Below are 11,399 nucleotides of genomic sequence, written 5' to 3'. Positions count from 1 at the left end.
AACCGCATTCAGCAGTTTCAACATGGGATATGCAGCCGCTCAGACCGTTGTTCTGTTCACTATCTTGTTGTTCGTCAGCCTGTTTCAGCTCTGGATCTTGAAGGGGAACAACACATGAGCGTTGCCTCTGAAGTCTCCGGTAGGCCACAGGCCGCGACAGACCTGCTTTTTTCAAGAAAGGCGAAAAAGCAGCGCAACATGGGGCAGATCCTTCGCTGGATGGTGCTGTTTCTCGGTGGACTGATCATGATCGCACCGATCGCCTACATGATTTCCACGTCTTTGAAATGGCCGCATGAAGTCTACAACGTCAACCTGATCCCCGAAGAACCGACAATCGAGAACTATACCTATGTCCTTGAGGACGGCAGATTCTACGGCTGGTTTGTCAATTCGATCATCATCGCGTTGATCACGACCGTCTCAAATCTCTTTTTCGACAGTCTTGTCGGATACACCTTGTGCAAGTTCCGCTTTCCGGGCCGCCAGATCGTCTTTATCGCAATCCTGTCGACACTGATGATCCCGACCGAGATGCTTGTGATCCCCTGGTACATGATGAGCCAGTCTTTCGGCTGGCTGGACAGCTATTGGGGCATCATGTTCCCGGGTCTGATGACCGCCTTCGGAACCTTTTTGATGAAGCAGTTCTTTGAAAGCGTGCCGGATGATTTTCTGGAAGCTGCCCGCATCGACGGGCTGAATGAATTCCAGATCTGGTGGCGTATCGCCATGCCGCTGGTCAAACCGGCATTGGCGGCTCTTGCCATCTTCGTTTTCCTCGGCAACTGGACTGCATTCCTGTGGCCGCTGATCGTTACCAACTCGGTAGAGATGTACACCGTTCCGGTCGGCCTGTCCGGGTTTGGCGATGAAGTGGATGTAGCCTGGGAGCTCATCATGACCGGTGCCGCGATTTCCACGCTGCCCACCCTGATCGTGTTCCTCATTTTCCAACGATTCATCATCCGCGGAGTTGTCATGGCGGGGTTGAAGGGATGAGCAACGAGCGTAACGACACCACCACGTTTCCCGATCCCGTTTACAAGGACACCGTGCTCGCCGCGCTGTTCGAAGGTGTGAAAGCCCACTACGCCCGCCACATGGGAACAATCAACAAGGCTCATCTTGTGATGCTGGCCGAGACGGGCATCCTGACGGCGGACCAGACCGGCCCTCTGGCAAGAGCACTGATCGAAATCGAAGAAGAAACCGACCTGGACGCGCTGACCTATACCGGCGAGCATGAGGATTACTTCTTTTTGGTCGAGTCCGAACTCAAACGGAAACTCGGCGATCTTGGCGGCATGCTGCATACGGCCAGGTCCCGAAACGACATGGACCATACCCTGTTCAAGCTCGCGCTGCGGGATCGGGTTCATGTCCTGTGGCAGGAGCTCGCTCTGCTTGCGCAGGCAATTGCCGACAAGGCCGAGACCGAAGCCGAGACGCTCATTGTTGCCTACACTCATGGCCAGCCGGCACAGCCTTCCACATTCGGTCACTATCTCTATGCAGCCCTGGAAGTTCTTATGCGGGATATGGCGCGGCTCAACGCGGCCGTTGATGATCTCGACCATTGTCCCATGGGAGCCGCCGCCATTACCACCAGCGGATTTCCAATCGACCGAAACAGGATTTCAGACCTTCTGGGTTTCGAAGAACCGCTCCTCAATTCCTACGGCTGCATTGCATCGGTCGATTACGTGACGGGTCTTTATTCGGCCCTGAAACTGGTTTTCGTGCATCTAGGCCGCCTGATCCAGGACATGGCCTTCTGGTCCTCTTTCGAAGTGGGACAACTCTACGTCCCCAATGCCTTCGTGCAGATCAGCTCGATCATGCCGCAAAAGCGAAATCCGGTTCCGATCGAACACATGCGCCACCTGGCGGCGGTCACCGCCAGTCGCTGCGATGCGATGATCGATACAATGCGCAACACCCCCTTCACCGACATGAATGACAGCGAGGGGGAAGTCCAGCAGGCAGGTTATGCTGCATTTGACAGTGGCAGTCGTGTGCTTCGCCTGCTGACGGCATTCCTGCCCGCCTGCTCAATCGATCAGTCTCGTGTCAGCAGGAATTCAGATGCCGCCTGTATCACAATTACCGAATTGGCCGATACGCTGGTTCGAGACGAAGCCCTGAGTTTCCGGCAGGCCCATGAAATCGCTGCCAGGACGGCTCGCGGTGTGCTTGCCGAGGCAGATCCGCTTGCAAAGGGATATCGCCATTTCCAGAAAGCCTTCAAGGCGGAGACGAGCCGGGACAGCAAGCTGGATGCCTCGGCCTTCGAACTTGCGGTTGCCCCTGAGACTTTCGTTTCGAAGCGTAACAGGGCAGGTGGCCCTGCACCCGAAGCGCTCGCCGAGGCCGGAAAAATCTATGCAGCTGATCTGGATAAGCTGAACAGACAACACGCGGACAGGCATGCGCGCCACATGCAATCCACCGAACTGCTTGATGCCGCTTTTGCGGTCCTGCTGGAGACCTGAATTCATGGCCGACCTTTCCTTGAAGAAGCTGACAAAAGCCTATGGTCAGGTAGAGGTGCTCCATGGGATAGACCTCGATATTTCCGACGGTGAATTCGTCGTGTTTGTCGGTCCCTCGGGATGCGGCAAATCCACCAGTCTGCGGATGATCGCAGGACTGGAGGAGATTACCGGTGGCGAGATCTGGATCGACGGACGCATGGTCAACAATCTGGAACCCAAGGAACGTGATATCGCGATGGTGTTCCAGAATTACGCGATTTATCCGCATATGACAGTGCGCAAGAACATCGCTTTCGGACTTTGGAATGCACCGATGAGCAAGTCGGAAAAGTCAGCCCGAATTGAAGAAGTCGCGCGGGTGCTGGACATGGACAATTTGCTCGATCGCAAACCTTCGCAGCTTTCGGGTGGTCAGCGCCAGCGTGTTGCCATCGGCAGGGCAATGGTTCGCAATCCCGCCGTTTTCCTGTTTGACGAACCGCTGTCCAATCTGGACGCTCAATTGCGGACCCAGATGCGCCTTGAAATCAAGAAGCTGCACCAGAAAGTCGGCAACACCATAATCTTCGTGACTCACGACCAGGTTGAAGCGATGACGCTCGCAGACAGGATCGTCATCATGAAGGACGGTTTCATTCAACAGATTGGCACACCAGAAGAAGTCTTCCACAATCCGGTAAATGCCTTCGTGGCGCAGTTCATCGGAGCGCCTTCGATGAACATGCTGGAAGCGACCGGAAACGGGCAGGACCTGTCATTGCGCAACGGAGAAAAGCTGCCTCTCCAAGTAACGACTTTGACCGGACAGAAGCTGCTGGTCGGCATACGTCCGGACGATCTGGTTTTGCATCCGGAGACGCCACTTATCACCGGAAACATATCTGTACGCGAGCCGTTGGGGTCCGAAACGCTGATCTACGTGTCCAGCAGCCACGGGGAAATCGTTGCACGGGTACCTGGCAAGGACGCACCGAGAGTTGGAGAGGAAGTCCATTTGGGGGCAAATCCCGACTCACTGCATGTTTTTGATGCTGAAAGCGGAGCCGCGTTGGTCTGATGCTTCATCGGGGAGACAAACCGGTCATTCTGAGTGCGGGGCGTATCTATTGCGACCTTGTCTTCGCGGATCTTCCCCGCATGCCCACACTTGGTTCTGAAACCTTCGCCGGCGGCGTGTCGCTTCATGCAGGTGGCGGCGCTTTCAATTCAGCTGTCGCATTCTCGGTTCTGGGCTGGTCCTCCGCCCTGCTCGGCACGCTCCCTGCTGCCCCGTTCGACAAGCCGGTTCTTGATGAGGGACGCGCGCTCGGATTGGATCTGTCGTTATGCCTGCCAGCCCCAGCGGGCTCGGCACCGCAGATCACCGTGGCCATGGCACTTCAAAACGACAGATCATTTCTCAGTCACAAGGCTGGGTCGGCTTTCCCCGTGCTGGATGCAAATGCACCTGTCTGCAGGTCGGTCAGACACCTGCATATCGGAGAGCTCAAGAGCCTGTGCGAAGAGCCCGGGTTGATCGTAACAGCCCGCAAAGCCGGATGGAGTGTTTCTCTTGATTGCGGCTGGGACGACGATCTTCTGCGAAATGGCAACGAGGTTGCCGAATTCATAGCTGCAGTCGATGTCTTTCTTCCAAATGAAAGCGAGTATGCCGCCCTTAGGAGTTCGGGTTTGCCGGAACACTGTTGTGCGGTCACCGTGGTCAAGGAAGGAAGTGCCGGTGCGCGTGCACTGGCAAAGGGCAAGACAATTCACAGGCCGTCCTTTCCAGCGAATGTGGTCGATACGACCGGGGCTGGTGATGCGTTTAATGGTGGTTTCCTGTCGGCCTGGCTTGCGGGGGAAGATTTGGCAACTTGCCTGGAAAACGGCAACCGTTGTGGTGCCATGGCCGTAAAACACGCCGGTGGAACGTCCGGCATGTCGCTGGCGGCACTTCCAAAAAGGTGATCGGACAGCACCTTTCCGACGTGATTATTTGATGTTCTTGCGCACCTGGTTGGGAGTTTTTCCGAACTCGGCCTTATAGGCCTGCGACAGCGATGCAGTGGACAAGAACCCGCATGCGATCGCCACTTCAATCAGGGAAATTCGTGTGTTCGTTATCAGCGTCTGCGCTTTCTTCAAACGGATCTTCTTGTAAAGTTTGGCCGGTGAGGTGTTGAGATAGACCGTGAAGAGACGCTCCAGATGGCGTGCCGAGAGACCGACTTCGACGGCAAGATCCGCCAGACGCAGGGGCTGCTCGATATTGTTTTCCATGATGCGAATGGCTCTTTGCAGCCGTTTCTCGAGAAAATTGGGATTGTAGCTCGTTCCCCTGGGCTGATCTTGGGTGAACCCTCGAATGTTCTCCAACATCAGAAGGCTGGCAATTTCGGCGCACTCCTGCGGACCGAGCACATTCGAAAGGATTCCGACTACCGTTTCCATCGTGTGGCCGTGACCGGCACAGGTCAGAATCGTGCCGCTCACTTCTACAAGTCGCTCGGAAAGCGTCGGATAGGTTCCGATTTCATGCAGCAATTCGATGTCGCGCCAGTGCGTTGTTGCCGGACCTTTCAGCGTTTTGACGGTCTTTACGTATTCACGCGCCGCATCGGAAAGCAGAACGACCGGCTTGCCGCGCTTTTGCATCGCCCTCAGCCGGTTCATCCAACCGCTCGACTGAGTACTCCTACCGCCAACCACAAAAAGACAGTCGCGCAGATACTGATCGCCGATCGCAGGGTTGGCGCGGACAAGCAGCTCCGATGAACTCGTGATCAGGCCGGGCGTGTCAGAGGTGATCTGCCACGAAAACCGGTCGCGGTTCAGCACATCGTTAGCCGCCTTGAGGACTGAAAGGATCGCGGACAGTTCCAGATCGGAAAACCCTGGCTGGACAAATATTTCGAAAACCAGATTTTTGCTGACGTCTTCCCCTTCCAGAGGCGACAAGGGCCAATAGGGCTTGTTCATTTTGTTCACTTTCACGCGCGGCTGCCCCAACTCGCCGCTACACCTTTAATCTGACGCCATGCATTGGGTACTTGCAGCCCAATGTTCTAATAAAACTTCGCCAGAGGATCAAACCCGTCGCGTGGCAGTTCTCGTTCCTGGGTGAGGTCCGCTTCAAAGAACGTAACGTTTATTGTTCGGTCCGTCAGGCAGTCTGATTATCGAATTCTTCAGTGGGATCGGTACAATTTCCTTGAACCGCTTCGCGGTCTTTAGCCTCGCCATGCATCTGCTAAAGCTCTGTCTTCACGAAACTTTGTTTCAGGTTCCTGTCCATGAACCCAGTTTGAATTGGCCACCAACAGCCCGCCTTTTCGGCCGGGCTTTTTTTTGCGGTTGCCCAGCTTGAACTCGCCCTTGTAATCGGCGCACCACAGACCGTTCGCCTCCTGGTTATCACGAAGCTCGGTTCCTCGAGCCTTGTAGCGGCGGCGTTTGCGGCGCTGGACCAAGCCATGACGATCAAGTACGGCATGCACCGTGCTGATCGCAGGAGCCTTGAGCATCGAATACTGCCGGATCAGCTTGTCACGGATCTTCGGCGCACCCCAGGAGGGGTACTCGCGCTTGAGACCCAGGATGCAGCGCTCGATCTGAAAAGGCAGCTTGTTGGCCTGACGATAGGGGCGTCGGCTCCGGTCATTGAGGCCATCCAGGCCGCATTCCTTATACCGGTCAAAAATCTTGCACCCCGTGACGCGGGAGATCCCGAATTCACGGCACAGCGGTGCCATCTTCTCACCTTCAAGAAGACGGGCAACGAAACGAAGGCGTTCATCCATAGGCCTACACTCTTTCCAAGGCATTCGGGCTCCCCCAAATGCGAAATGTGTAAACCATATGCTCGGAATATAGTGTCAGCTATCTATCGATAAGCTCATCTCCCACATCATTGCTTTTTAAACGTTTTTCACACTGTCGAGACTTGCACCCGATTTTCCAATTTTTTGGGCCAACGACCGGCCAATGCTTCAGGGTGTATTGTTGGTCCTTTGTTCTTCACGTTTTTTCCGTTCAACGCGGCTTCCTAATGCCTTATCAATTAATACGTCGGGCATTCTTTCAGTGTTGGTTCATCTTGCGTTAAATGCCAAAAGTGCCGCATCAGCCCTGCCGCAGCTTACCCAGAGCTCCGGAACCGCGTGGCACAGACTTTGAATGTAAGTGTAGAGCATTCCACCTTCATTGCTCTTGAGGTCGCCAAACGCGAGTTCGGTCAGCCATTGGCCGACAAAGTCGCGCCACTCATAAAGGTCGACGCGACTTGCGCCAGCTACAAGGCAAACTCTGACGGCCTCTTCGATTGACACAGGGAATTGCGCGTCCTTCAAGTACCGACGAACCATTATTCTCAATTCGTCTGCCGATTCAGACCACCAAAATTGCGATTCACTTCCTTGTTGTTTCGTTGCTGCTTGAAACCGCGTGACGAGAATATCGATTCTAATCCACGACCCCACGTCGATACGCAAATGTGCGCCAATCGTTAGGAAATCGGCTCCGTCAGCAGCAACTCTTGTATCAAGGTTTGGAACGCCTAGCCCCTTCATGGATCGCCAGTGCAGATCGGACTATCAGAAAAGTCATCTGAACCAATTTGTTGTAACGCGCGCGCACTGATTGGCATTCCGTGTAGTTCGGCCGTTCCTGGACGTGAAAAGTGAAACGATCGGATTCGGTGGCATTGGTCGCCAGTTCAAAGGTCGGCAGCGACCCGAAATCCTGTGTTCGACGCCGAATTGTCCGGTTCGCTCGGTGTGCGTGAATGTACGTGGTACCGGTCACAGTAGCTGACGTGACAGAGGAAGGATCCGCCGCGCTGGATGCGCGCGTAGCCATCGGTGGGACCGGTTGGATTGCCTTCGGGTATGCGACTGGGAGGCGGCCGCGACCCGTAGAAATCCGACACCCACTCCCAAACGTTTCCGGTCATGTTGTAAAGCCCGTAGCCATTTGGCGAGAAGCTCTTAACCGGGGCGGTGCCTATGAAACCATCCTCACAGGTGTTCTCGTACGGGAAACTTCCTTGCCAGACATTCATTGCATGACCGCTGGACGGCACCAATTTATTGCCCCATGGAAACTTTTTCCGTTTTAATCCGCCCCGCGCTGCAAATTCCCACTCCGCTTCCCGTGCCAAGCGCTGCCCTGCCCAAGTGGCGTAGGCCAATGCATCATACCAGCACAAATGCACAGCCGGATGATCGGCCCTCTCACGCCAGGAACTTCCAGGTCCTTCCGGTGCGCACCAGCTCGCGCCCGCGACACGACGCCACCACGGCAAGCCTGGCGGGTGCTGAGGATATCTTTTCAGATCTCCTAGGAACAGTTGGAAAACGAAACTCCAACCCTCCCGTTCGGCAACCGTGCGATAACCCGTGGCTTTGACGAAACGCGCATAGTCTGCATTTGTGACAGCGACCGGCGAGATCAGGAAATCGTCGACCCTTACTTTGCGGAATGGGCTGTCGAGGTCTTCGGCATGTGTCGATTTCCGAGTCCCCATCTCGTAGACACCGCCGGAGATCGTAACAAGACGCGACCGAAGTTCCTCGCGAACATCCGGCGCAGCCGCCGGCACCGACATGGCGTACAAATGGTGCGATTGCGCGTCGGCCGTTGAGGTCCTTAGACCAGAGCAGCAGGATTTGACCCTGGGTTTCAATAACATGATCAGTATTCTGTCTGCAATGAATCCATGAAGAACAGCTATTCGACCGCGCCGTTTGATCTCAGCGGGCTTGTGCCGCCCAGTTTCGAGTATGGTACTGGCTTGCGATACGCCACTCCCGCAACTGGTCAAGGAATTGACGCTTGATCTCAACTGATCCCGGATCATTCCAGAGGTCGGTGTTTTCTTCCGGGTCGGCTTTCAGATTGAAGAGCTGACCGTAGCTTTCGCCGAGAAAATGGACCAGTTTCCAATCCTCGCTCCGGACCATTGTCATGAAGTCATTGTCACGAAAATTGCCGTCGCGTGCCTGCTCACAATAGACATATTCCCGCCCTTGCCACGTATCACCCGCCAGTGCCGCGCCGACGCTTCGGCACTCCAGTGTACCCGGAACCTCGATACCCGCATATTCAAAGAGAGCCGGCACGATGTCGAATTGCTGCATCTGCCCCGCAATTCGTTGACCAGAAATTGCCCGTCCTGGAGCCCAGACGATCATGGGCACTCTGGTCACCTGATCGTACATTGTCCATTTGTGCCCAAGGCCATGATCACCGAGGCAGTCACCGTGGTCTGATGTGAAAACGACGATTGCATTTTCCAGGTAACCGTTGCGCTCCAAGGCATCGAGTATTTCGCCGATCTGCTCATCGATCAACGAGACATTGCCGAGGTAATACGCCCGTTGCAATTGGCGTTGCTCGTCGGTTGGGTCGATAAGTTGCACCACGGAGTCGTGATCGTGCTGAGAATCGTGGATGCGTTTTCGTTTCAATGGTTCCGGCTGTTCAGCAAGCGCTGACGGGACGACTTTCGCGATATCCAGATCCTTGTTCAAGTATTTGTCGCTAAATCGCTTCGGAGGATCGAATGGCGGATGAGGTCCGGGGAATCCGATTTGCAGAAACAGGGGCTCGGCGGGCGGATAATCCTTCTGCCAACCGTCGCGCGGATAGCTCTCGATCCACCATTTAGCGAGCTTCCCGACGAACATATCCGATTGCATGTCCTCGTCGAGTTCCCAGTCGAATGCGCCCATGCGCTGACGATAGTCGGAACGCTGGCGGTAAAGTTCCCGCTGTTGTTTTGTCAGCCCCCGCGCCGCCAGGGCCCTGTCCCATTCGTCGAAGTAATATCGCCCTTCCTTGTATCGGTCCTTGTTCTCGACGTTGTAACGTTCGTGAAAACCAGCCGGTGTGTCGAAGGGCCAAGTGTGCATCTTGCCGATGTTGACACAGCGGTAACCGGCGGCTGCAAAGTCTTCGACCCAGGTTCTCGTCCAGCGGTCAGCGTTCCTCAGGATTCCGGTTGTGTGCGGATAATATCCGGTGAACAAACTGGCGCGGGACGGAACGCACGACGCGCCGGTCACGAAACAGGAATCGAAGCTGGCTCCTTCAGCGGCAAGTCTGTCCAGATTGGGCGTGTGCATGTGGGGGAAGCCAAGTGCGTTGATAGTGTCGTAGCGCTGCTGGTCCGTAATGATGAAAATTATGTTGGGCTGGGCCGATGCCATCAACACATCCTTTCAATAGGTATTGGTGTCGGTCGGACGACTGGAAAGTCACCGCGAGCGATCAAAGCGTGCCACCCGTGACACATGTCGACAAGTTAAATTGCGTGCCATTGATATAACATATTGGAATATGAGCGGATCGGCGGCTTCGGTTTGCATTTATTCTATTGGCAGGACCACATTCTCCTCGATCATGCGGGCACCGGTCGTTCGCAGTTCTTCGATAAGCAAGCGCGCAGCAGCGGAGAGGAAGCCAGTCCGCCGTGTCGTAATGCCTACGCTTCGCGTCAGTGTTAATTCCGGAATTGGAAGAGCAACCAACCCACTCAGCCTGCTGTCACCGATGATCTGCGTGGGATGCCATCCGATCAAGTCGCTGTTCTGAATGGCACCTGTTGCGAAGAGAGTTGAATCCGACACGAATTTTGGCCTCGGCGGCTCCTGGTTGGCAGCCAGGAAAAACGCCTCAAGCCGCTGACGTCCAGGATTTTCCACCTCGGGCAGTATCCAGTCGTAGTCTAGGGTGTCACTGACCGCCAGATGTTCTTTCGACGTGAGAGGATGATCAACGCGCACAGTCGGATGGATCTGGTCGCGATAGAGCGGCTCGTGCACGAGCCGCGGTTCCGGCGTGCCTTGTGGCACCATGGAAACACCTATGTCCAGTTTACCTTGGACAAGATCGGGCATGATGTGGTCAAACAATTCCCCGACGACCTGCACTTCCGTATCGGGGCTCTTTTCAGACAGCGCCACGCAAGCACGCGACAGGAGGTGCAGTCGCATGCTGGAGCCGGCTCCGACGAAGACCTTTCCGCTTGCACCGGTTTTCATCGCCTCAATCGATTGCCTGGCTTGCTGCACCTCCTCGTTGATCAAACTGGCATGCGCGTAAAGAAGCTCGCCGTATTCTGTCGGGCTGATACCGCGCGGCAACCGGTCAAGAAGTTTTATGCCGAGTTCGACCTCCAACCGCTGAAGCGACTTACTCAACGCCGGCTGCGTTACATTCAGCTTTTCTGCGGCCCGGGCGAGACTTCGGCACTCGACAGCAGCGATGAAATAGCGAAGGCGTACGAGATCCATTTTGCCTCTCCTGACATGACTAATAGTTATTGAATTAGGCTCAAATTGAACTTGTAGTCAATCATTGGCGATGTCAGCATTTGCCTAATCGAGCGTAAAAGGCTGCGAAAATGGTCAGCCAGGGTGAGGTGTGATGCGTGCGGTATTTGTCCTGTTTGATACGTTGAATCGGCTTGCAATTCAGCCGTATGGCGGCACCTTGGACACACCCAATTTTCAGCGCCTGGCGCGCCGTGCCGTAACCTTCGATCGTCATTACGCAGGAAGCCTGCCTTGCATCCCTGCGAGGCGCGACATTCAAACAGGCCGGCTGAATTTCATGCACCGTTCGTGGGGGCCGCTCGAGCCGTACGACAATTCATTTGCCCAATGCCTGAGCCGACATGGCGTCTATACCCATTTGGTGACCGACCACGATCACTATTTCGAAGACGGCGGATCAGGGTATGTCACCAAATATGACAGCTGGGACTTTGTCCGTGGACAGGCCAGCGATAAATGGGCGCCGATCGTGGCTCCACCGCTCTGCCGCTATTCTGACACTTATGACGACAGGCACTACGAACTAAGCAAACTGCCGCTAGGCAGTACGACCTACACGGAAGGAAGCTCCCCTTACGTGGCA

The 11,399-nt window shown here is 55.2% G+C and carries 10 protein-coding genes and 1 pseudogene; 5 read left to right on the top strand and 6 right to left on the bottom strand.

The genetic code is table 11. From position 1 onward, the window contains the following. Positions 1-198: 198 nt before the first annotated feature. From K5905_RS16130 to K5905_RS16115, 4 genes are read left to right on the top strand one after another with little or no spacing between them, the layout of a single operon-like run. The gene (locus K5905_RS16130) at positions 199-1,002 is read left to right on the top strand and encodes a carbohydrate ABC transporter permease (RefSeq protein ID WP_297585708.1); all 804 of its coding nucleotides are present in this window, start codon (positions 199-201) and stop codon (positions 1,000-1,002) included. Further along, positions 999-2,495 (top strand): argininosuccinate lyase, encoded by a 1,497-nt coding sequence (gene argH, locus K5905_RS16125; RefSeq protein WP_297585707.1) that lies wholly within the window; start codon positions 999-1,001, stop codon positions 2,493-2,495. The genes K5905_RS16130 and argH overlap by 4 nt, the downstream gene beginning before the upstream one ends. Positions 2,496-2,499: 4 nt before the next feature. Further along, positions 2,500-3,555, top strand: coding sequence for an ABC transporter ATP-binding protein (locus K5905_RS16120; RefSeq protein ID WP_297585706.1), 1,056 nt, complete (start codon positions 2,500-2,502; stop codon positions 3,553-3,555). Then, a complete protein-coding gene (locus K5905_RS16115; RefSeq protein ID WP_297585705.1) occupies positions 3,555-4,448 on the top strand; it encodes a carbohydrate kinase family protein in 894 nt (297 codons plus the stop codon). The genes K5905_RS16120 and K5905_RS16115 overlap by 1 nt, the downstream gene beginning before the upstream one ends. A 24-nt stretch (positions 4,449-4,472) precedes the next feature. Here K5905_RS16115 and K5905_RS16110 read toward each other — a convergent pair whose 3' ends face one another. The 6 genes and pseudogenes from K5905_RS16110 to K5905_RS16085 all read right to left on the bottom strand — a co-directional run bounded on the left by K5905_RS16110 (position 4,473) and on the right by K5905_RS16085 (position 10,774). Beyond that, positions 4,473-5,459 (bottom strand): GlxA family transcriptional regulator, encoded by a 987-nt coding sequence (locus K5905_RS16110; protein WP_297585704.1) that lies wholly within the window; start codon positions 5,457-5,459, stop codon positions 4,473-4,475. Positions 5,460-5,827: 368 nt separating this feature from the next. Beyond that, positions 5,828-6,304: pseudogene (locus tag K5905_RS16105) on the bottom strand (helix-turn-helix domain-containing protein); the annotation flags it as partial. Between the two features lie 267 nt (positions 6,305-6,571). Next, entirely contained in the window at positions 6,572-6,808 is a 237-nt protein-coding gene (locus K5905_RS16100; RefSeq protein WP_297585703.1) for a hypothetical protein, read from the bottom strand. Positions 6,809-7,194: 386 nt separating this feature from the next. Then, a complete protein-coding gene (locus tag K5905_RS16095) occupies positions 7,195-8,169 on the bottom strand; it encodes a formylglycine-generating enzyme family protein (RefSeq protein ID WP_297585702.1) in 975 nt (324 codons plus the stop codon). A 61-nt stretch (positions 8,170-8,230) separates the two neighbouring features. Then, the gene (locus K5905_RS16090; RefSeq protein WP_297585701.1) at positions 8,231-9,688 is read right to left on the bottom strand and encodes a sulfatase-like hydrolase/transferase; all 1,458 of its coding nucleotides are present in this window, start codon (positions 9,686-9,688) and stop codon (positions 8,231-8,233) included. Between the two features lie 159 nt (positions 9,689-9,847). Next, the gene (locus K5905_RS16085) at positions 9,848-10,774 is read right to left on the bottom strand and encodes a LysR family transcriptional regulator (protein WP_297585700.1); all 927 of its coding nucleotides are present in this window, start codon (positions 10,772-10,774) and stop codon (positions 9,848-9,850) included. A gap of 133 nt (positions 10,775-10,907) precedes the next feature. On the opposite strand from K5905_RS16085, the gene K5905_RS16080 reads away from it, so the two are divergent. Then, the coding region (locus K5905_RS16080; RefSeq protein WP_297585699.1) for a sulfatase-like hydrolase/transferase at positions 10,908-11,399 on the top strand (492 nt) is incomplete at its 3' end.

Origin of the sequence: Roseibium sp. (genome assembly GCF_025698965.1) — a bacterium.
GTDB lineage: Bacteria > Pseudomonadota > Alphaproteobacteria > Rhizobiales > Stappiaceae > Roseibium.
The sequence above is the reverse complement of the archived record's forward strand: the minus strand, read 5'-3'. Positions and strand labels throughout refer to the sequence as shown.

Excerpts from the sequence above, each read along its gene's own strand:
- K5905_RS16130 (WP_297585708.1), top strand. The coding sequence starts at position 199 with ATGGGGCAGATCCTTCGCTGGATGGTGCTGTTTCTCGGTGGACTGATC.
- argH (WP_297585707.1), top strand. The coding sequence starts at position 999 with ATGAGCAACGAGCGTAACGACACCACCACGTTTCCCGATCCCGTTTAC.
- K5905_RS16120 (WP_297585706.1), top strand. The coding sequence starts at position 2,500 with ATGGCCGACCTTTCCTTGAAGAAGCTGACAAAAGCCTATGGTCAGGTA.
- K5905_RS16115 (WP_297585705.1), top strand. The coding sequence starts at position 3,555 with ATGCTTCATCGGGGAGACAAACCGGTCATTCTGAGTGCGGGGCGTATC.
- K5905_RS16110 (WP_297585704.1), bottom strand. The coding sequence starts at position 5,459 with ATGAACAAGCCCTATTGGCCCTTGTCGCCTCTGGAAGGGGAAGACGTC.
- K5905_RS16095 (WP_297585702.1), bottom strand. The coding sequence starts at position 8,169 with ATGTTATTGAAACCCAGGGTCAAATCCTGCTGCTCTGGTCTAAGGACC.
- K5905_RS16090 (WP_297585701.1), bottom strand. The coding sequence starts at position 9,688 with ATGGCATCGGCCCAGCCCAACATAATTTTCATCATTACGGACCAGCAG.
- K5905_RS16085 (WP_297585700.1), bottom strand. The coding sequence starts at position 10,774 with ATGGATCTCGTACGCCTTCGCTATTTCATCGCTGCTGTCGAGTGCCGA.